The 20,669-nt window shown below is 62.9% G+C and carries 21 protein-coding genes; 5 read left to right on the forward strand and 16 right to left on the reverse strand.

The features are described from left to right. Positions 1–108 precede the first annotated feature (108 nt). The 3 genes from SS05631_RS23675 to SS05631_RS23685 all read left to right on the forward strand — a co-directional run bounded on the left by SS05631_RS23675 (position 109) and on the right by SS05631_RS23685 (position 2,623). The gene (locus SS05631_RS23675) at positions 109–582 is read left to right on the forward strand and encodes a RidA family protein (RefSeq protein ID WP_037417120.1); all 474 of its coding nucleotides are present in this window, start codon (positions 109–111) and stop codon (positions 580–582) included. Beyond that, a complete protein-coding gene (locus tag SS05631_RS23680; RefSeq protein WP_037417117.1) occupies positions 579–1,769 on the forward strand; it encodes an aminotransferase class V-fold PLP-dependent enzyme in 1,191 nt (396 codons plus the stop codon). The genes SS05631_RS23675 and SS05631_RS23680 overlap by 4 nt, the downstream gene beginning before the upstream one ends. A gap of 74 nt (positions 1,770–1,843) precedes the next feature. Then, positions 1,844–2,623, forward strand: a complete 780-nt coding sequence (locus tag SS05631_RS23685) for an SDR family oxidoreductase (protein ID WP_037417114.1) — start codon at positions 1,844–1,846, stop codon at positions 2,621–2,623. A gap of 19 nt (positions 2,624–2,642) precedes the next feature. Here SS05631_RS23685 and SS05631_RS23690 read toward each other — a convergent pair whose 3' ends face one another. The 10 genes from SS05631_RS23690 to SS05631_RS23740 form a co-directional block, all read right to left on the reverse strand. After that, the gene (locus tag SS05631_RS23690; RefSeq protein ID WP_037417111.1) at positions 2,643–3,143 is read right to left on the reverse strand and encodes a GNAT family N-acetyltransferase; all 501 of its coding nucleotides are present in this window, start codon (positions 3,141–3,143) and stop codon (positions 2,643–2,645) included. Positions 3,144–3,145: 2 nt separating this feature from the next. After that, complete coding sequence (ugpC, locus tag SS05631_RS23695; RefSeq protein WP_037417108.1) at positions 3,146–4,276, reverse strand: sn-glycerol-3-phosphate ABC transporter ATP-binding protein UgpC; 1,131 nt, start codon at positions 4,274–4,276, stop codon at positions 3,146–3,148. 85 nt (positions 4,277–4,361) lie between these two features. Beyond that, positions 4,362–5,582, reverse strand: coding sequence for an extracellular solute-binding protein (locus SS05631_RS23700; protein ID WP_037417105.1), 1,221 nt, complete (start codon positions 5,580–5,582; stop codon positions 4,362–4,364). A gap of 28 nt (positions 5,583–5,610) precedes the next feature. Next, entirely contained in the window at positions 5,611–6,468 is an 858-nt protein-coding gene (locus SS05631_RS23705; RefSeq protein WP_037417102.1) for a carbohydrate ABC transporter permease, read from the reverse strand. Further along, entirely contained in the window at positions 6,465–7,349 is an 885-nt protein-coding gene (locus SS05631_RS23710) for a sugar ABC transporter permease (protein ID WP_037417098.1), read from the reverse strand. The genes SS05631_RS23705 and SS05631_RS23710 overlap by 4 nt, the downstream gene beginning before the upstream one ends. 11 nt (positions 7,350–7,360) lie before the next feature. Then, on the reverse strand, positions 7,361–8,521 hold the full coding sequence (locus SS05631_RS23715) for a Gfo/Idh/MocA family oxidoreductase (RefSeq protein WP_037417095.1): 1,161 nt from the start codon (positions 8,519–8,521) through the stop codon (positions 7,361–7,363). Positions 8,522–8,679: 158 nt separating this feature from the next. Beyond that, complete coding sequence (locus SS05631_RS23725; protein WP_037417092.1) at positions 8,680–9,417, reverse strand: ABC transporter permease; 738 nt, start codon at positions 9,415–9,417, stop codon at positions 8,680–8,682. Further along, positions 9,417–10,355 carry an ABC transporter ATP-binding protein gene (locus SS05631_RS23730; RefSeq protein WP_037417089.1) on the reverse strand — a complete coding sequence of 313 codons (939 nt, stop codon included), beginning with the start codon at positions 10,353–10,355 and terminating at the stop codon, positions 9,417–9,419. Before SS05631_RS23730 ends, SS05631_RS23725 begins: the two co-directional genes overlap by 1 nt. Next, positions 10,352–11,554: an ABC transporter permease gene (locus SS05631_RS23735; protein ID WP_050988217.1), complete on the reverse strand. Its 1,203-nt coding sequence runs from the start codon at positions 11,552–11,554 to the stop codon at positions 10,352–10,354. Before SS05631_RS23735 ends, SS05631_RS23730 begins: the two co-directional genes overlap by 4 nt. Before the next feature lie 71 nt (positions 11,555–11,625). Next, complete coding sequence (locus tag SS05631_RS23740) at positions 11,626–12,543, reverse strand: ABC transporter substrate-binding protein (protein WP_037417086.1); 918 nt, start codon at positions 12,541–12,543, stop codon at positions 11,626–11,628. 344 nt (positions 12,544–12,887) lie between these two features. On the opposite strand from SS05631_RS23740, the gene SS05631_RS23745 reads away from it, so the two are divergent. Both SS05631_RS23745 and SS05631_RS23750 read left to right on the forward strand, forming a co-directional pair. Further along, positions 12,888–13,349, forward strand: a complete 462-nt coding sequence (locus SS05631_RS23745) for a membrane protein (RefSeq protein ID WP_037417084.1) — start codon at positions 12,888–12,890, stop codon at positions 13,347–13,349. Further along, positions 13,346–14,722 carry an FAD-containing oxidoreductase gene (locus SS05631_RS23750; RefSeq protein WP_037417082.1) on the forward strand — a complete coding sequence of 459 codons (1,377 nt, stop codon included), beginning with the start codon at positions 13,346–13,348 and terminating at the stop codon, positions 14,720–14,722. The genes SS05631_RS23745 and SS05631_RS23750 overlap by 4 nt, the downstream gene beginning before the upstream one ends. Positions 14,723–14,732: 10 nt before the next feature. Here the strand turns inward: SS05631_RS23750 and SS05631_RS23755 are convergent, their stop codons facing one another. The 6 genes from SS05631_RS23755 to SS05631_RS23780 all read right to left on the reverse strand — a co-directional run bounded on the left by SS05631_RS23755 (position 14,733) and on the right by SS05631_RS23780 (position 20,668). Continuing rightward, entirely contained in the window at positions 14,733–15,509 is a 777-nt protein-coding gene (locus tag SS05631_RS23755; protein ID WP_037417080.1) for a sulfite exporter TauE/SafE family protein, read from the reverse strand. Between the two features lie 424 nt (positions 15,510–15,933). Next, positions 15,934–16,476, reverse strand: a complete 543-nt coding sequence (locus SS05631_RS23760; protein WP_037417078.1) for a hypothetical protein — start codon at positions 16,474–16,476, stop codon at positions 15,934–15,936. Positions 16,477–16,634: 158 nt separating this feature from the next. Beyond that, on the reverse strand, positions 16,635–17,432 hold the full coding sequence (locus tag SS05631_RS23765) for an arginine deiminase family protein (protein ID WP_037417076.1): 798 nt from the start codon (positions 17,430–17,432) through the stop codon (positions 16,635–16,637). Positions 17,433–17,454: 22 nt separating this feature from the next. After that, the gene (locus SS05631_RS23770; RefSeq protein ID WP_037417074.1) at positions 17,455–17,883 is read right to left on the reverse strand and encodes an OsmC family protein; all 429 of its coding nucleotides are present in this window, start codon (positions 17,881–17,883) and stop codon (positions 17,455–17,457) included. Between the two features lie 122 nt (positions 17,884–18,005). Next, positions 18,006–19,097 (reverse strand): sn-glycerol-3-phosphate ABC transporter ATP-binding protein UgpC, encoded by a 1,092-nt coding sequence (gene ugpC / locus SS05631_RS23775; protein WP_037417072.1) that lies wholly within the window; start codon positions 19,095–19,097, stop codon positions 18,006–18,008. A 116-nt stretch (positions 19,098–19,213) separates the two neighbouring features. Beyond that, on the reverse strand, positions 19,214–20,668 hold the full coding sequence (locus tag SS05631_RS23780; RefSeq protein WP_037417070.1) for an extracellular solute-binding protein: 1,455 nt from the start codon (positions 20,666–20,668) through the stop codon (positions 19,214–19,216). Between the last annotated feature and the right edge of the window lies 1 nt (position 20,669).

The following is a 20,669-nucleotide window of genomic DNA, read 5'->3' on the forward strand; positions in this document are numbered from 1 at the left end:
GCTCTTTCGTCGTGGCATTAGCGTAATCGATCGCACCATAGCGCAGTTTGAATTGGAAGCAATCGAAGGACCCTCGCATTCTCTCGGCATTTCCAACGGGAGACCGCCATGTCAGCGACCATCGCATCCAAACTTTCTGCCCTCGGCCATCGATTGCCGGGAGCTTCGGCGCCGGCGGCGAATTACGTCTCGACGGCTCGAACCGGCAACCTCCTCACCGTTTCGGGGCAGATCAGCGTGAGGGATGAAGAGGTCCTGACTGGGATCCTCGGCACCGGCGTTTCTGAGGAGGCAGGTCGCATCGCGGCCGAATATGCTGCGATCGGCGTCCTCTCGCAGATTGCGGCGGCAACCGATGGCACGTTGGCGGCGGTCCGGCGTGTCGTTCGGCTCGGCGTCTTCATCGCCTCGACGCCGGCCTTCACGGCGCACTCGCAAGTCGCCAATGGCGCATCGGACCTGTTCGTCGAGGTGTTTGGCGAAGCGGGGCGGCACGCGCGTGCCGCCGTGGGCGTGGCCGCGCTGCCCGCCGGTGCCATGGTCGAGGTCGACGCACTGGTGGAGCTGGGGCCTGCCGCATGAAGGAAGCACTCGACGTGGAGCAGCTTCGTGCGGAGACTCCCGGCTGTGGGGCCGGAATGCATTTCAATCATTCCGGCGCCTCGCTGCCCTCGCAAGCGGTACTTGCGGCGATCTGGGACTACCTGCGCAAGGAAGCGATCGAGGGACCGATGGAAGCGGCGAGTGGAACGAGCGCGCTTCTGGAAGAGGTGCGCGCCGACACGGCCGCACTGATCGGCGCCGATCCGAACGAGATTGCCTTCCTCACCAGTGGGTCGGCCGCCTGGGGCGCGGCTTTCTCGGCCTTGCCGCCGCTTGTCGCCGGTGACCGCATTCTCGTCGGTCGCCAGGAATGGGGCGGCAATCTCGCCACAATGCAAGAGGCCGCGGCGCGGGCCGGAGCGCGGATCGAGACAATTCCCGCCCGTGATGACGGCAGCGTCGACGCCTCGGCGTTGGCATCGATGATCGACGATCGCGTGCGTCTGGTATCGCTCACATGGCTTCCCGCGAATGGCGGCCTCATCAACGACGCGGCGGCCGTGGGCCGCGTGACCAAGGGGGCCGGCATTCCCTATTTCATCGACGCCGCCCAGGCCCTCGGCCAGATCCCGATCGATGTCGCCTCGCTCGGATGCGATGTGTTGAAGGCAACAGGCCGGAAATTCCTCCGGGCGCCGCGCGGCACGGCGATCCTCTATGTCAGACAAGAGTTCCTGCCACGGCTGACGCCGCGCTCTCTCGATGTGCTTTCGGGGCCGATCGTCGATGGGGTCGTCAAATTCCGCAACGACGCACGCCGGTTCGAGGCGGGCGAGATTTCGCCGGCGCTGATTTTCGGGTTGGGCGCTGCCATTCGCCAGGCACGGACCCTCGGCATCGGAGCGATCCGCGCGCGGATCAGCGGACTCTCCAGCGCGCTGCGCGACAATCTGCGCGGTATTCCGAATGTGACGCTGCGGGATATGGGAACAGAACTCTCCGGTATCGTCTCCTTTACGGTCAAGGGCGTTCCGGCGGCCGACATTCGTGCGGCACTCGCCGAACGGCAAATCGCGATCGGTGCGAATGGTGTTCCCTATACGCCGCTCGATATGACCGCACGAGGACTGGACCATATCGCCAGGGCGTCGGTAAGCTATCTGAACACGGCGTCGGAGATTGCCTTACTGTCAGAGGCAGTGGCCGACATGGCCAGGCGAGTGTGACGTCGCTCAATATCAGCCGCCAGTTTGTGAACCTGTGAGGGCAAACTGGCCAAAAGTGAAAATCGGAGCATACGATGGATTTGGGTATCAAAGGCAAGCGGGCGTTGGTCTGCGCCGGTTCCAAGGGGCTGGGCCGAGGCGTCGCTGAAAAGCTCGCCGAGGCGGGCGTCATCCTGACGCTCAATGCGCGCGAGCCGAAACAGCTTCGCGAGACGGCGCGCGCCATCGGCAAGGAATATGGCGTGGAGGTCGGGATCGTCGCCGCCGACGTCACCACGGAGGATGGCCGCGAAGCGCTCATGCGGGCGGAGCCGCGTCCGGATATCCTTGTCACCAATGCCGGCGGGCCGCCGCCCGGCGACTGGTCGAGCGTGACCGAAGACAATTGGCTGGAGGCGATCAGGGCCAATATGCTGGCGCCGATCCTGCTGATGAAGGCCTTGATCCCCGGCATGATCGAGCGGAAATGGGGCCGCATCGTCAATATCACCTCGGCCTCGGTGAAATCGCCGATCCCAGAACTCTGTCTCTCCAACGGCGCCCGCACCGGGCTCACCGGCTTCGTTGCCGGCACGGCCCGTCAGGTCGCCCGTCACGGCGTCATCATCAACAACCTGCTGCCCGGTTCGCATGAGACGGAGCGTCTGGAAAAACTGCTTGAAAAATCCGCCAAGGCACGCGGGATTTCGCTCGAAGAGGCTCGCGCCGAGGAATATGCGCAGAATCCGACCGGGCGCATCGGCACGCCGAGCGAGTTCGGCGCCGCCGCGGCATTCCTGTGCAGCCAGTATGCCGGCTATATCGTCGGCCAGAACCTGCTGCTCGACGGCGGCGCGCTCAATTCGACGCTCTGACTGCGCCGGCACTCATTGTTCAATCGACGATCCGCCGGACCATGATGATGTCGTCGACTTCCCGGCCGTTGCGGATGCAGCCGCCGGGAATGCGACCGACCGCTTCGAACCGCTCGCGGCGGTAAAAGGCGATTGCCGCCGCGTTTTCAGCGCTGACCGACAGCTCCAATTGCCGGATGCCTTGATGCCGCGCGTGGTCGGTCACCGCTGCGAGCAGCAGCCCTGCGGCATCGCTGCCGCGCAAGCTCCGATGCACGTAGACCATGACCACGGTGGCGCGATGCGCCATCATGCTGGCGCTCTGCCGCAGCAGGCCCATGATGCCCACCGGTTCGCCGCCGCGGAAGGCGACGAAGACGGGATTGTCGGTCAGCCGCCGGCGCCATTCTTCGTCTGGAAGCTTTTCCCAATCCGCCGCGCTGCTGGCAAAGGAATCGGGCTCGGTGCGCAGCGCCTCGAGGCGGATGCGCCGGAAGGTCCCGACCTCGTCGGGGCCCAGCAGTCGTATCGCCACGGTCACGCTCAGGCCGCCGGATCGAAGAGGGCCAGATCGATGTCGGTCATCTCGACCCGACGCTCGAAGGCAACGCCATTTTCGTCGAACAGGTGGCAATCACCGGCGCGGATGCCGGTCGTCACCTGTTCTTCCGCGCGGATGACGGCGGTACCCGGCAGCATGGCGCAATAGTTCTCGCCCTCGCCACCGAGCGAAGCATAGGCAACCGTGTGTGCTCCGAGGCGCTCGATGACCGACGGGTTGATCACCAGCGTCAGGTCGGCGGAGCCCGTCTGGATGTGCTCCGGCCGCACGCCAAGCGTCAGCGAACGGCCAACCATGCCGCTGCGGGCCGTAACCGGTACGACCGCGGTCTGTCCTCTGTAGTCGATTTCAACGCCGTCCTCGCGCACGCCGATGCAGGTGACCGGCAGAAAATTCATCTTTGGATGGCCGATGAAGCCGGCGACGAAGATGTTGGCCGGTTTGTGATAGAGCTCGAGCGGCGCGCCGGTCTGGGCGATCTCACCGGCATTCAGCACGACGATCCGGTCCGCCATCGTCATCGCCTCGACTTGGTCGTGGGTGACGTAGATCATCGTTGCCTTCAATTGCCGATGCAGTTTCGCGAGCTCGATGCGCATGTCGGCGCGTAGCGCCGCGTCGAGGTTCGAGAGCGGCTCGTCGAAGAGGAAGATCTTCGGCTCGCGCACGATCGCCCGGCCGATCGCCACGCGCTGGCGCTGACCGCCGGAAAGCATGCCCGGTTTCTGCTGCAGCCGCTGGTCGAGATGGAGGATGCGCGCCGCATGCTCGACCTTTGCTTTCAGCTTCTCCTCCGCCATCTTTTCCACGCGCAGCGGAAAGGCAATGTTCTCGAACACGGTCATGTGCGGATAGAGCGCATAGGACTGGAAGACCATCGCGATGCCGCGCTTGACCGGCGGCAGGTCGTTGACCCGCTTGCCATCGATGACGATGTCGCCGGCGGTCGTCTCGTCGAGACCGGCGATCATTCTGAGCAGCGTCGACTTGCCGCAGCCGGAGGGGCCGACGAAGACCACGAATTCGCCGTTCTTCACCTCGAGTTCGACGCTCTTCAGCACCTCGTATGTGCCGTAGAATTTCTGAACCTTGTTGAGATTGAGCTGTCCCAAGTCACTGTCTCCGACCGCCGGCGAAGGCGGCTTATCCGCGAATAGGCGGGACCGCGAGGATTGAGTCCCCGCGGTCCCCTCGGGCTTACTTGTACTGCTCGAGATCGGCAGCAGCCTTTTTCAAGGCATCGGCCGGTTCCGCCTTGCCGGTGACGACCGACTGGACCATCTCGATCATGGTGTTCTGGAACCCTTTGTAGTCCTTGAAGAGCGGCTCGGGTCCACCATAGGCGATCCCGTCGATCAAGGGCTTCCAGGATGCATCGGCCTTGACGAATTCATCGACCTTCGGCGACGGGCGCAGCGGCGTCAGCCCCGCGCCGCCCTGCAGTTCGTACTCGCCCTGCGGACCGGGAGAGGTGATGAACTTCGCGAATTCGATCGCCTTTTCCTCGACGCCCGTATCCTTGAAGATCGCCAGGCTGTCGGTGATCAAGAGCGTGCCTTCGCCCTTGGCCGAGGGGCCGAGCGGCAGCGGCGCAATGCCCCAATTGATCTTCGTTTCCTTCAGGCGCGCGGCGGCGCCGGAGCCGGCCTGCATCATGCCGACCTTGCCGTCGAGGAAGATGGCCCGAATTTCGTTTTGCTCGTAAGCGGTTGCGCCTTCGACGGAATAGGGCGTGATATCCTTGTAGGCCTGCAGCGCCGCCAGCACTTCGGGGCTGTCGATGACGATCTTATCGCCGTCGATCACCTTGCCGTTGTTGGTGTAAACCCAATGCATGAACTGGTGCATCGTGTTGTCGAAGGTTTTCGCCGGCAGACCATAGCCCGGAATACCGGTTTTTTCCTTGATCTGCTTTGCGAAGGCGATCTCGTCCGCCCAGGTCTTCGGCGGCGTCTCCGGGTCGAGACCGGCCTGCTTAAAGAGGTCCTTGTTCCAATAGAGTGCCTTGGTCGAGAAGGCGATCGGCACGCCCCACTGATTGCCCTCGAAGGTTACCGTGTCGACGATGTTGGGGTAGTAGCTCTTCTTCTCTTCCTCGGTCATCGGCACCGGAACGATCAGTTCGTTCTCGGCGAATTCCTTGAGGGTACGGGATCCGACATAGGCCATGCCAACCGGCGTGCCGGCCGCGGCGAGCGTCGTCGCCTTGTCCTGGCACTGCGCCCAGCCGACGACTTCCGGCGTCACCTTCCAGCCGGGGTTCTTGGCTTCCCATTCCTTGATGTATTTCTCGTGGATCGGGTCGATCTTGTCGCCGCAATAGATCCAGCTGATCTCCTGGTCGGCGGCCTGTGCGGCGAGCGCGGTCGATCCGAGCAGGGCAAGCGCAAGAAACCCGGTTTTGTAAGCGATGGTCACTGTAAGACTCCCGTTCTCTGGTGGTTGCTTATTGTTTCACCGCGCCGGCGGTCAGACCGCTGACGAGATAGCGTTGAAGGAAGAAGATGACGATCACCGCCGGCGCGATGCCGACGAAGCTTGCGGCCATCAACTCGTTCCAGACGACTTCCTGGCGGCCGAAATAGGCAAAGAGCCCGACCGGCAACGGCATGTATTCGGTCTTGGAGTTGAAGGTCAGCGCGAAGATGAACTGCTGGGCATAGGAGCCGATGAACGTTGTGATCGCGACCACGGTGATGCCGGGCATGGCGATCGGCAGGATCACGCGGCGAAGCGTATAGAAATGGCTGGCGCCATCGACGAAGGCCGCTTCGTCCAATTCGCGCGGGATGCGCAGCATATAGGTGCGCAGGAGCCAGATCGCCGAGGGAATGAGGAAGGCGACCCCGGGCACGATCATCGCGAAATAGGTGTTAAGCACGCCCATGCTGCGCATCAGCCGGAAGAGCGGGATCAGCAGCACGGCGCCCGAAAACATGTTGACCGCGAGGAAGGCGCCGAGCAACGCCCCGTTTCCCCGAAACCTGAAGCGCGCGAAAGCGTAGGCGGCCGGCACGACCAGCGCCAGCACGACCGCCGTGACGATGAAGGACACGAAGAACGAATTGAAGATGTAGCGGGCAAATCCCGGCACGCTTACCCACATGGTCCTATAGGCTTCGAAGGAGCCGTTCTCAGGCCAGAAGCGATAGGGCGAGGAAAACAGCAGGCTGAGCGGTTTCAGCGACACCAGGAAACCTTCGACGAAGGGCGCCAGAATGAAGCTCAGGAAGACGAATATCCCTGCATAGATGCCGACGAGCTCGTACCAGCGGTAGCGGTTGATCATGGCCGGCTGGCTCATCGGCTTTCTCCGGAAGCAAGGCGGTGCGTGACGCGGAAATAGGTGATGCAGAAGATCGACAGGAAGATGCAGATCAGCACCGCACGCGCCGCACCCTCACCGTATTTCTTCGAGCCGATGGCCGTTCGATAGGTGTCGATGATCATCGTCGTCGTGTCGCCGTTCGGGCCGCCTTGCGTCAGGATCCAGATGATGTCGAAGGAGTTGAAGGTGGCGATCAGCGACAGCATCGACATGGTGATCATCGACGGCACAAGCAGCGGCAGGGTGATGCGGCGGAAGCGGTAGAAGCGCCCTGCGCCGTCCGTCCAGGCGGCCTCGTAAAGATCCTGCGGGATCGCCTGCATCGAAGCGAGCATATAGAGGGTCACCAGCGGCACGCCGATCCAGACATCGGTGATGATCGTTGCCCAGAAGGCCGTCGAGCCGTGCGCCAGGAGGGCGACCGGGCCGCTAACCAGCCCCAGGTTCTGCAGCAGGCCGGAGATCATCCCGAACTGGCCGTTATACATCCAGCCCCACATGAAGATGCCGATCGCCATCGGCACGATCCAGGGCGGCATGGTGAGCACCCGGAACAGCGCCCGCCCCGGCACTGCGGCATTCAGCATCACTGCGCCGAAGGTGCCGATGATCATCTTGATCGCCACCGAAAAGGCGGTCCAGACGAAGGTCCGGATGATCACTTCCGCAAAGGTCGCGTTGAAAATCTTGTCGTAATTGGCAGTGCCGACCCATTTGGTGGTCTTCTTGAGCGAGGCATCCGTAAACGACAGAATGAACGTATCGACCAGCGGATAGGCGACGATTACCGTCACGTAGAGGACGGCCGGAAGAAGCAGTATCCAGGCGAAGATGACGGTGCTGCGGCGAACACTCATGCCCCTGCCCCTCAGGCCGCACGGGCGTGCAGGGCTTCGTCGAAGCGGTCCCAGAGCGGCCGGAGATCGATGACCTGCCGCTTCATGCGCGCCTCGTCCATGGAGAGCGCCAGGATGCCCGCCTCCAGCGCATCGAGCGGCGAGACCGGCAGCGGTCCGCCGTGCTTGACATGGGCGATGATCTCGGCCGCCATCTGCTCGTCCGCACCATAGTGCTGCGAGAGTGCTGTTTCCGTCGCATATTTCTTCTCGACGACCTTCCTGCCGGAGAGCGCCTCGTGGACGTCGAGATAGCCGCGGATGAAGTCGCCCTCCGCCATGCCGCGCGAACCCATCACGCAGAAGCGGCGGAACTGGTCCGGCACGTTGAGGTTCGTGTGGAAATTCATCGCCACGCCATTGGCGTATTCGATGATCGCAACCTGATAGTCGATGATGTCGCCGTCGCTGTCGAAGACCTTGTCGGAGCCGAGCCAGCCGCTCGGCTTGCGGTGAAACAGTTGCAGGTCGTTGATGCCGTCGCGGGCGGGATCATTGGCTGGGGTGAAACTCTTGCGCCCGCCGAAGCTCGCCACCCGCTCCGGCCGGGCGCCGACGACGCCGTTATAGAGGTCGAGGTCGTGGCAGCATTTCTCGAGCATGAAGCTGCCGGCATAGCGTCCATAGCGGCGCCAGTCGCGCATGAAGAAGGCGCCATGATAGGGTTCGATATGCTCGGCCGCCTCGATCGAAACGATCTCGCCGAGGGTTCCAGCCGCCTGGGCGGCGCGAAGATCGCGGTACATAGGCGCATAACGCAGCACCAGCCCCACCATCAGCCGGTCGTGCCCATGCTTCGCCAGCAGCGTGGCAAGTTCGACGCTCTGCTCTATGGTGCTGACGATCGGCTTTTCGCAGAAGACCTTGAGACCCGCCTCGAGTCCGATGCGGATGTGATCCAGATGCATGTGGTTCGGCGAGCCGATCATCAAGAGGTCGAGTTTTTCGCCGGCAATCAGTTCCTCCGGCTTGGCATAGGCCTTTCCCGCCGAAATGCCCTCTTCCGCAAGCGTCGCGAGGCCGGCGGGGGCGGGGTCGACATAGCCGGCGATCACGAAGCTTTCGTCGATCGCCTTGAAGACATAGCCCAGATATCCGAGACGGAATCCGAGTCCGATTATCCCGACTTTCATGCTGATGCCGTTCCCGTTTCGTAATTTATTTTCGTAGACTGGGATAGAATTTTCATCGCGTCAACAGAAATCCAAACATTCGGAGAAAATGTGAAATTCATTTTCATCGGCCGGCGAACGCCGCTTCCCGTCAGGGCTCCCGAATGGCACGCCTGACGCTATGCATGGGTGCGTCCGGCGAGCGTGCGCTCCAGCGCCTGAAGCAGGTCGTGAATGAGCACGGCGAGCGCCGCAACGATGAGACCGCCCTGCAGGACAAAGGCGAGATTGTTCGACTGCAGGCCGGCAATGATGACCTCGCCGAGGGTCTTGGCGGCAACGGTCGAGCCGATCGTTGCGGTCGCGAGGCTGATCACGACCGAAAGTCGGATGCCGGTGAGGATCACCGGCAGCGCCAGGGGAAGCTCGATCTGAAGAAGCCTTTGGCGTTCGGTCATGCCCGCACCGCGCGCCGCCTCCATCACCGCAGGCGGCAGCGTCGTCAGCCCCGTCAGGGCATTCTCGAAGATCGGCAGCAAGCCATAGAGAAAAAGCGCGATCAGCGTCGGCTTCTCGCCGAAGCCGAAGATCGGAACCGAGAGCGCCAGCACCGCCACGGGTGGGAAAGTCTGGCCGATATTCACGAGGCTGCGCGACAGCGGCAGGAATTCGGCGCCCATCTCCCGCGTCACGAGGATCGCCAGCGACACGGCAACAAGCGTCGCGGCGAAAGTCGCGACGAGCACGGTTCGAAGATGGAGGAGCGTCAGCCAGAAAATGCTGCCCCGATTGTAGACCGCCGGCGCATTCTCCTGCACCAGCGGCCTGAATAGCGGCTCGAACCAGCCGGGCTGCAGCAGGAAGGCCAGCAAGACGAGGAATACCGCCAGCCGCAGGAGCGTCGGGAGCGACGGCATCACCGCGGCCTCGCGGCACGTTTGACCAGGCCGTCGAGGCTGATCTTGCCGAGGATGGAGCCGTTCGCCGCCGCAACCGGCAAGGCAGAGCGCCCGGACCACAGGAGTTCGGAAAGGGCCTCGCGCTGGCTCAAGGCCTCCGGTATCGGCGTGCCCTCCGCCGCACCGGGTTCGACGGCATCGCCTGCCGTCTCGATGGCCAACAGGCGGAATGGCCTTTCCGTCGCGCCGATCAGTTCCTCGACGAAAGGCGTTGCCGGGCGCACCAGCATCTCGGCCGGCGTTCCGTGCTGCACCACTTCGCCCTTGTCCATGACGGCAATCCGGTCGGCGAGATGGAAGGCCTCCTCCATGTCGTGGGTGACGAGGATGATCGTCGTGCCGAAATGCTTCTGGATGGCGAGCAGGTCGTCCTGCGCCTTGGCCCGGATGATCGGGTCGAGCGCACCGAAGGGTTCGTCCATCAGAAGCAGGTTCGGCTCCGCCGCCAGCGCCCGCGCGACGCCGACGCGCTGCTGCTGGCCTCCGGAGAGCTCGTGCGGATAGCGCGGCCCGAAGAAATCCGGATCGAGCTGGAAGAGGGTCAGCAGTTCTTCCACCTTGGCCTTGACCCGCGTCCTTTCCCAGCCGAGCAGCGTCGGTACGGTGGCGATGTTCTCGGCGACCGTGCGGTGCGGAAAGAGGCCGTGCCCCTGGATCGCATAGCCGATCCGGCGGCGCAGTTCGAATTCCGGCACCAGGCGATTGTCCTCGCCGTCGATCCGGATCATGCCGGAGGTCGGCTCGACCAGACGGTTGACCATCCTGATCAGCGTCGTCTTGCCCGAGCCCGATGTCCCGACGATGACGGTGATCGTATGCGGCATGACGGTGAGCGAAACGTCGCTCACCACCTCGGTTTCGTCGTATCGCTTGGTGACCCGGTCGAATTCGATCATGTGGCCTTGCCCCGGCTGTGTTTCGGACCCGTCACTTCGATCAGGGCGTCGAGGACGATCGCTGCGGCAAAAGCGAGCAGGACGGTCGGCACGGCACCAAGCAGCACGAGATCCATGGCCGTCTGGCCGATGCCCTGGAAGACGAAGACGCCGAAGCCGCCGCCGCCGATCAGGGCGGCGATGGTGGCAAGCCCGATATTCTGGACGAGCACGATGCGGATCCCGGCAAGAATGACCGGAAAGGCCAAGGGAAACTCGACTCGGGCGAGCCGCTGCCCTTCGGTCATGCCGAGCCCGCGAGCGGCATCGTTGGCCGCGCGCGGCACGCCGGCGAGGCCGACGACCGTGTTGGCGACGACCGGCAGCAGCGAATAGAGAAAGAGCGCGACGAAGGCCGGAGCGACGCCGATGCCGCGCACGCCGATTGCATGAGCGCCCGGAACATGCGTCGCAACCCAGCCGAGCGGGGCGATGAGGATGCCGAAAAGGGCGATCGACGGGATCGTCTGGATGGCGTTCAGGACATTCAAGAGCGCCGCCCGCAGCCGATCTACGCGATGGCAGAGAATGCCGAGCGGCAGTCCGACGGCGGTTGCCACGGCGAGCGATCCAAGCGCCAGCGTCAGGTGGCGGCCGGCCTCGGCCCAGAACGTCTCGGCACGACTCGCATATTCCTTGAGGATCGACAGACCATTCCATTGCCCGGTGGCGAGCATTGCGCCGATGAGCGCCAAGGCCCCCGCGAGGAATAGAAGCCGGAGGCCAGGTCCGGGGTTCAACCGCGTCAACGCATCGGCGACCAGAAGCGCAAAGGCAAGGACGAGTATCCAAAAGCCCGAGGCCGGCGAGACGCGGGCATAGGCATTGTCCGCCGGCGTCAGGCTGGCCGCAGCGCTGCCGATGAGAAAGCAGAGTGCGACGAGGGCCGCAAAGGCCGCCGCCATGCGCACGAGAACGGATGTTCTCAGGACCGCAACGATGGCACCGGACATTACAAGAGCAAGAAGTCCGTAGCCGAGCGACGGCGGCAATGCTTCCAGGATCGCCTTTCCCTCCCCCTGGACGATGCGGTTTGCCCGGAATGTCGCGAAGGGGGCAAGAAACGCCCCATAAAGCGCCAGAGCCGCAATGATTACGCCGAGCTTATCGATAATAGTAAGGGGTCTGCGCTCTATTTCCCGGATGACACCGCTCGCCATGAATTGATCCGCTCGCCCCATCTTTCGCGGGGGTTGTCCGATCCAGCATCGGACAACCCCCGTTCATCAGCCTACTTCAGGAAGCCGTTCTTCTTCAGAAAATCCTCGGCGACCGCCTTCGCCGGTTCGCCGCCCACCTGCACGCGGCCGTTCAGTTCCTGCAGCGTCACGAGATCGAGCTTCTCGAAGACGGGCTTCAAAAGCGTCTCGATATTGGGATTTTCCTTCAAGATGGCCTCCCGGATGATCGGCGTCGGCTGATAGACCGGCTGCACGTTCTTGTCGTCCTCGAGGACGACCAGGCCGGAGGGCGCAATGCCGCCATCGGTACCATAGACCATCGCCGCATTGGCGCCGTTCGTCTGGTTGGCGGCCGCGGCGATGGTCGCTGCCGTATCGCCGCCCGACAGCGTGATCAATTGCTCCGGCTTCAGCGTGAAGGCGTAGGCGGTCTGGAATGCCGGCAAGGCAGCCGCGGAGTTCACGAACTCGGAGGACGCCGCCAGGATGACCTCGCCGCCGTCGCTGACATATTTGCCGAAGTCGGAAAGCGTCTTGAGGCTGTTCTTCTCGACCACCTCCTTGCGCAATGCGATCGCCCAGGTGTTGTTGGCCGGCGACGGTGTCAGCCAGACGATCTTGTTGGCATCGTAGTCAAGCTTCTTTGCCAGTTCATAGCCTTTGGCCACATCCTTCCAGGCGGGATCGTCTGCCTTCTCGAAGAAGAACGCGGCGTTGCCGGTATATTCGGGATAGATGTCGATTTCGCCGGCCGTGATCGCCTTGCGGACAACAGGCGTAGCGCCGAGTTGGACCCGGTCGGTGGTCTTGATGTCGTTGGCATTCAACACGGCGAGAATGATGTTTCCGAGAACGCCGCCCTCCGTGTCTATCTTGGAGGAAACCACGACGTCGGCCTTGGCCGCGGCGGTACTCAGAGCAAGGGCTAGAGCGGTGCCGATAACTGTGTTCATCAGGGTCAGGCGCATGATTGTCTCCCTCAATTGATCGCAGCCGCCACGGCTCTCCGCTGCGTCCGGTTAGAGCATCCATATATGTCAGGGTTCCGCAAAGAACAGGGCAACGACCCTTTAGTACTTGCGGTTGAGCTTCGGGTCGACTGAGGTCAGAACACGTACTAACAGGTTGCAATCGATGGCGAAGTCGGTCACTCTTACGCGAGGCCTCCCTTACAGCAGCAGTTCTCCGTACCCGGTGACGGCTGATCGCCACTTTCGTCATTCCAGAATGCCAGCATGAGCCCGGTCGGCCTGAGGCAACGGCATTTCCGCACCGGCCGCAGCGGTCCTTGAGAAAACAGTCGGGGGATGTGATGACCGTCTATGTGCTAGCGCTTCTCATCGGCGTCGTCGCAGGGTTGCGGGCGATGACCGCGCCAGCTGCCGTCAGCATCGCCGCCGCGGCCGGCTGGCTGCCGATTGCCAGCACCTGGGCGGCCTTCATGGGCTACCGCTTCACGCCTTATATCTTCGGCCTGCTGGCGCTCGTCGAATATGTCACCGACCAGCTGCCGGGCACGCCGAGCCGCACGGTGCCGCAGCAGTTCGGCGCCCGCATTGTCAGCGGCGGCTTTTGCGGCGCGGTCATCGGCACGGCAAGCGGCTCCTTGGCCGGCGGTGCCATCGCCGGCGTTATCGGTGCGATCATCGGAACGCTCGGCGGTTATCAAGCGCGCAAGCGGCTCGTCGCGATGACCGGCGGCAAGGACCTGCCGATCGCCCTTCTCGAAGATCTCGCCGCAATTCTGCTGGCCTTTTGGGTGGTGTCGTCATGAGCAGGCAATTCGATGCGATCATCATCGGCGCCGGTCAGGCCGGTCCGTCGCTTGCCGGCCGATTGACGGAGGCCGGCAAGACCGTGGCGCTCATCGAGCGCAAGCTTTTCGGCGGCACCTGTGTCAACACCGGCTGCATGCCGACCAAGGCGATGGTCGCGAGCGCCTATGCGATCCACACGGCGCGCCGCGGTGCCGAATACGGCATGACGACCGGTCCTGTTTCGGTCGATTTCGCCCGGGTCATGGCCCGAAAGGAAAAAATCCGACTCGAGTCGCGATCGGGAATCGAATCCTGGCTCAAAGGCATGAAGAACTGCACGGTGCTGGAAGGCCATGCGCGCTTCGAAGGTCCAACCGAGATCCGCATCGGCGAGGAGCGGATTTCCGGAGAGCAGATCTTCCTCAATGTCGGCGGACGCGCCGCGATCCCGGATTTTCCGGGCGTCGACGAGGTCCCTTATCTCACCAACAGCTCGATCATGGAGCTGGCCCACCTGCCCCGGCGTCTCATCATCATCGGCGGCAGCTATATCGGGCTTGAATTCGCACAGATGTTCCGCCGCTTCGGGTCCGAAGTCACCGTCATCGAGAAGGGCCCTCGCCTGATTGCGCGCGAGGATCCCGACGTCTCGGATGCGATCCGCGCCATCCTCGAACAGGAGGGAATCCACATCCGCCTCAACGCCGAATGCATCCGCTTCGCCAGGCACGCCGACGGCATTGCCGCCGGGGTCGACTGCACGTCGGGCCCCCCGCAAGTCGTCGGCTCCGACGTGCTGCTTGCCACCGGCCGCCGCCCGAACACCGACGATCTCGACCTCGACAAGGCGGGTGTTACGACCGACGCACGCGGATACATCGAGGTCGACGACATGCTGCGCACCAACGTGCCGCATATTTTCGCGCTGGGCGACTGCAACGGACGCGGCGCCTTCACTCATACATCCTACAACGATTTCGAGATCGTCGCCGCGAACCTCATCGACAATGACCCGCGCCTGGTCAGCGACCGCATTCAGACCTATGCGCTCTACATCGATCCGCCGCTCGGCCGGGCCGGCATGACCGAAACCGAGGCGCGCCGGACCGGCCGCAAGCTGCTGATCGGCGCCCGGCCGATGACCCGCGTCGGCCGTGCCGTCGAGAAGGGCGAGACGCAGGGATTCATGAAAGTCATTGTCGACGCCGACACGAAGGACATCCTCGGCGCCTCGATCCTCGGCACAGGCGGCGACGAGGCCATCCAGAGCATCCTCGACGTCATGTATGCGAAGCGGCCCTACACCACGATCAGCCGCGCCATGCATATCCACCCGACCGTGTCGGAACTGATCCCCACCGTATTCGGCGATCTTTCGCCCGCGACGTAGCGCAAGAATTTTAGAGCACTCCAGTCAGTTGGAGCGTCTGGTAGCCGGCCAGCAGGGTGATCAGAATTCCGACAAGCCGCAGGAGTGTCTTCTCCTTCAGCGCCTTGACCATCCAACCGGCCAGCGGCGCCGCCAGGACGCCTCCGGCGATCAGACCGCCAATCGATGCCAGATAGTCGCGGAAATGGCCTGCTTCCTCCCAGTGGCCGGTTACGATCATGGCGAGGAAGCTCAGCGAGACCGAAAGCGCAATCAGAAACTCGCTCGCATTGACGGTGCCGATGACGAAGCGCGGCTGTCCGCCGGCGCCGAGCAGGCCGGTCGTCGCAACGGGACCCCAGCCGCCGCCACCGGCCGCATCGAGGAAGCCGGCAGTGGCGCCGAGCGGCGCAACGATTCGCATTTTCACCGGGTTCGTCGGAATACGATGAAACGACCGGTACAACAGCCAGCTCCCGATGATGGCGAGATAGGCTGTGACGAAGGGCTTGACCTGGTCGCCGTCGAACGAAGTGAGGACGAAGGCGCCGAGGATGCCGCCCCCGACGCCGAAGGGCACGAGGCGCCGGAACAGTTTCCAGTCGATGTTGCGGTGATAGAGATGGGCGGAGCCGGAGGCGGCGGTGGTGAACAGTTCCGCGGCATGGGCCGATGCCGAGGCTTGTGCCGGCGGCACGCCGAAGGCGAGGAGCACCGTCGACGAGATCACGCCATAGGCCATTCCAAGAGCACCATCGACAGCCTGAGCCAGAAACCCGACCGCCGCGAACAGTAGGAAGTCTTCCATGGGAGGCTCCGCAACAGGATTCGTTTAACATAGCGAAGCCTCGCGTGCGCATCGACACGGAGGCTTATCGCTCGACCGAACTGCGTTCATGGTGCCCTCGGGCTCGCAATAAACGGAACATGCGTTCTGCTTGTTCCGCGAGTATGGTTCAATCCGGGCGTGTTCTTCAATACTGTAGGATCGCAGGGTGCCTACTGCATTTCTTCTTAAATCGGCGTCGATTAAAGAGGAAGACATGCAGCAATTCAAAGTGCTGTAGCGCGTCGCTCAGACGAACTCGCTTTGAGCACGCTTTCAGCCATGCGGAACAAGTCGACTGAGCCAAATTCGGAGCCAACATTCTCGATCGAAAATAGCACGAGCAGCTGACTGTCAGGGCCGCCATTTGCGGGCGCCCGTTCGCGCCCGCGATTTCTGGCCATCGCTATTTTACCGGGATCATCAGGTGGGCATAGGGCGTGCCCGCCCACATGACATAGGGCATCGTCGTGTCGGGCTTGGGATCCGTCGGATAGCCTTGCATCATGTCCGTCGCGTTGACGATCATGACATGCGGCCCGGTCTGCACCCAGTTGTTGCCCTCTTCGGGCTTCGTCGCATAGGGATCGGTATTGCTCGCGTCGGTGCCGCCGGCCAGCATGTACATGAAGCCCACCTTGCCTTTGGGCGGCTCCTTTTTGCCGATCCATGCCATCGCCCATTCCATCGCATTGGCATCGCCGCACATCGGGTCGGGGCCGGGCGTGACCGGGTTGTCCGGCATGCACCAGAAACCGTTCGTGCCCTCCCTCAAGGTGCGCATCGTGCCCTTCTCATCCATGGCATGGATGGCAGCGCCGCTTGCGACCGCAGCGGGCGCTGCGGATTCGGCGCTCTTGATCAGCGCAGCGTCGTCGGCGGCTGCGCCCTGCCCTGCGACCAAACTGCTCGCCGCCAAAAAGGCAGCAGCCGTCAGAACCCGTTTCATGGCCGTTCTCCCGGATCGTGTTCATGGTTTCATGCTATCGGCCCGCGGCTGTGTCTAACCGCATTAGCTGACGCTAAAATAATAGCAGAGCGGGCTCAACCGGACAATTTGGCAAGGCTGGCGCCATCGGCAACGCTCGTCGCCTGTGCGGCACGCGTTCACCTTCCACGGCTGAACCACCGCAGCGACATGCAGGAAAGCCCGGCGTCGATCTTCCCAATCTCCGTCGTTTTCAACGGCACCACCTTATAGCCGGCCTTTTCGAGCATCTCGATCGTACGCGGAAAATCGGCGCCGACCATCACCACATCGTTGACGCGAAGTGCATTGGCGGCTGGTTCCTCGCCTTCGGGAATGAGCATCTGCCGGAGTTTCTTGAAGGCGCCCGAGCGCGCCAGGCGGCTGGTGGAGAGCACCGTTTCCTCGTCGAGCAGCGAGCAATCGGTCTTGAAGTGGAGGACGCCCTCCGGCGTTTCAACAATCTCGCTCTTGCGGCCGAGCTTGTCCAAGCAAGCCTGCAATGCCTCGGCCCCCGCTTTGTCGGTGCGGGCAGAAAGACCGATCATAACGCTTTCCTGGGTCGTGAGAACGTCGCCGCCATCGGCATAGCCTGCCGGCAGATCGAGGACGGTGTCGAACAGGTCGCGGAGCGTCGGCGCGATCTCTTCGGTTTCCCGAACACGCGTGGCGGCACCCGGGCGCAGAACGATCGCGCCCTCGGTGAAGACCAGCGCCGGGTCTTCGACGAAGATCGAATCCGGGAAGGCCTCCAGCGGCGGCAGTACCGTCGCCTCGACGCCGGCCTCGCGCATCGCCGCCAGATAGGCGTCGTGTTCGGCCTTGACGCCCGCATAGCTTGGGCTGCCGCGGTCCTGCGCCCGCAATCCGCAGACAACGGAATTCGCCGGTTCCCGGGCGATGATCGAGTTGAAGTGATAGACCGGACGCGATGTCATCGAGAAACTCTACCCCTCTCAGTTATCCGGAAATCCGGCTGACGAATTCAGGATTGCCGCGCAGCGTATTGCTGACCGTGCAGATTTCCACTTCCGCCGCTTCGGCGATTGCGTGGCGCATTGCGTCGTCGATATCGCCGCGGATGACGAATTCGATATCGAAGCGTGCCACGCGCGACGGTTCGTCCTGCGCCTTTGCGCCGGTCACGTTGGCCGATATTTCCACGACCCTGTCGAGCAAGCCGTAACGACTTGCAGCGATCCGAGCGCTGAGCACCAGGCAACTGGCAAGCGAAGCGTAGAGAAGGTCGAGCGGGCCGAACCCAGCCGGCGACGGGCTCGTGACGATGTCGAGCGCACCGCCGGTCACCGAGGTCACATGCGGGGAACCCGTTCGCCCGACGGTCGCGCCCGCGCCGGTCTGCCTCGTCTTCACTCTGAGCTCGGCCATCGGGCTTCCTCATCCATCTGCTGAGAAGACAATATTCCAGCTATTTCGGGATTCGGCCATGGAGATCAAAGTCGATTTCAGGATCAGCCCTGGCTGCGCGGCCGTGCCGGGGCGAGCGACCTTCACCGCCCGACAGCTTCTCCGGTGTTCTTCAGGAAGAAATGAACCTTCGCCATGTCGATCGGAACTTCGATCACGTCGTCCGGTGCGATACGCGCCGCGGCGTGCACCTGGGCGGTGAACGAGGCCGATTCTACTCTTCCGATCACCAGCGTGTGGGGACCGAGCGGTTCGATATCGCGCACCTGCAGCTTGATCTTCGGAAAAGCCGCATCGGTCGCAATCGTATGCTCGGGGCGGATGCCAAGCACAACCGCCTCGCCGATATGGGGAGCAAGCCTCATGGCCAGGTTTTCCGGAAGCGGAAAGGCGACGTGGCCAGGCGCTCGGAACGAGAGCCCCGCTTCGCCGCGTTCGACATTGCCGTCTATAAAATTCATGCTCGGCGCGCCGATGAAGGCGGCAACAAAGAGATTGGCCGGCGCTTCATAAAGCGTGATCGGATCGGCAGCCTGTTCGATGCGCCCCTGGTTCATCACCACGACGCGGTCCGCCATGGTCATGGCCTCGACCTGATCGTGCGTCACATAAACGGCCGTGGTCTGCAGCCGCCGGTGCAGAAGCTTGATCTCGGTGCGCATTTCGATCCGGAGTTTCGCGTCGAGGTTCGACAGCGGCTCGTCGAAAAGGAAGACGTCCGGCTGACGGACGATCGCGCGGCCGATCGCCACACGCTGCCTCTGGCCGCCGGAGAGCGCGCTGGGCTTGCGGCTGAGATAGGCGCCGAGATTCAGGATACGGGCGGCTTCCGCTACGGATTTTTCGATCTCGGCCTTCGGCGTGCCGCGAACCTTCATGCCGTAGCCGATGTTCTCGGCGACCGTCATGTGCGGATAGAGGGCGTAGTTCTGGAACACCATCGAACAGTTGCGCAAGCCGGGCCTAATATCCGTGACATCGCGTTCACCGATCCGGATCGTGCCGGAAGACGCGGTCTCCAGCCCGGCGATCATTCGGAGCGTCGTCGTCTTGCCGCAGCCGGAGGGGCCAACGAGAACGACGAACTCGCGGTCGGCGATCGACAGATCGAGCGGCGGGATGACGGTAACGCTGTCGAAGGATTTGCTGACTTGTTCCAGGCGGACCTGCGACATTCGAATGCCTTTCTCGAGACCCCATGCCCAAAGCCGGGGAACGCACTGCGAAAGAGGGGCGTCGGCTGCCAGCCCCCGTGCGGTGCCCGCTCCGGAACCGGAGCGGGCACCTATCCTTATTTCTGTGGGAGGCCCATCGACGAGCGATAGGCAGCAAGTTGCTTGTCGCGGCCGAACTCGTCCGTCAGCTTGTTCCATTGCTCGGCCACCGCATCGAGTGCCTGCTGCGGCGTCACCTCGCCTGCAAGGGCCTTGGAGAGTTCGATCTCGAGCACCTCCGTATAGGAGAAGTAACCGGGCAGACGCATGTCGAGCGCGATGTTCTTGGCGGTGACCGCTTCCTTTTGGGCGCCGAGATATTCCTTCGCCTCACGATCCGAGAAAATCTTCGACCAGAGTTCGAGATTGGTGGTGTGCGAAAGGCGATACGGGTTGACCCCCGTGCCGCCGGTAATCGCCGCCTGCGCCGAGACCTCGGGGCTCGTCAGATACTGGATATAGTTCCAGGCGGCCTCCTGCTTCGTGGACGAACTCGGCACGGCTGCCTGCCAGCCACCGAAGGCCATGAAGGAGGTCTGCACAACCTGATCGAACTTGTCCCACTTCTTCGTCTTGTAGTTATAGATCTCGTCTACTCCGGGCAGCGGCGCCGAGCCCACCTTGCCGGCGACCTTCGACTGCTTCGGGTCGGCGGCGATAACACCCGTGTCGCCCCAGCCAATCGACTCTGCCACCTGTCCGCCGGCAAAGGCGGCGTTCACTTCACCGAAGGAGAAGTTGAGCGCATTCGGCGGCGCAAGCTTGGAGGCGCGGATATATTCCTCGAGGCCGCGGACCCAGCCGGGATTATTGACCTGCGCGTCCATCGTGTCCGGATCGAAGAACATGCCGCCCGGATTGTCGGGATGGCTCGTATAGCCGGCCACATGGCTGAAGAGGAACCAGAACTGCTGGCCGCCACGGCGGAAGGCTTCTGCGGTACCCCAGAGGTTGTTCGCCGGTTGATTGAAGAACTCGGCGATGTCGAGATACTCTTTCCAGGACTTGGCCGGCGCCAGGTCGTAGCCGTATTTCTCCTTGAACGCCTTCTGGTTGTCCGGATTCTCGAAGAGATCGATGCGATAGGTATAGGTATGAGCGTCGCCGTCCATGGTCTGCGACAGGACCTTGCCGTTCCATACCATCAATTGTTCGCGATAGACCGGCGCGATATCTTCCCACGCCGCACCCTGCCGCATCTCAGCCGGCATTTCGGCGAGGAAGTCGGTGAAATCCGGCGCCCATGCCGGTGCAAAGGCGATGACGTCGAAGGCGTCCTCGCCGGAGGTCAGCGAGGTCACGATCTTCGGATAAAGTTCGGACCAGGGAAACTCGACGACCTTCACCTTGCCGCAGGTTTTCTCCTCCCAGCCCTTCGCGGCGATCTGAAGCGCCGAAGCGATGTAGGGGCCGGTCTGGGTCGTGGCGGTCAGTTCCACCCCGCTGAAGTCCGGGTCGCAGGCAAAGGCCGTTCCGTTGGCCGCCGCGGCCAGCAAACCGGCGGCGGTGGATGCAAGCAGAAGTCTCCTCATT

The sequence above is a fragment of the Sinorhizobium sp. CCBAU 05631 genome, from assembly GCF_002288505.1.
Classification (GTDB): Bacteria; Pseudomonadota; Alphaproteobacteria; order Rhizobiales; family Rhizobiaceae; genus Sinorhizobium; species Sinorhizobium fredii_C.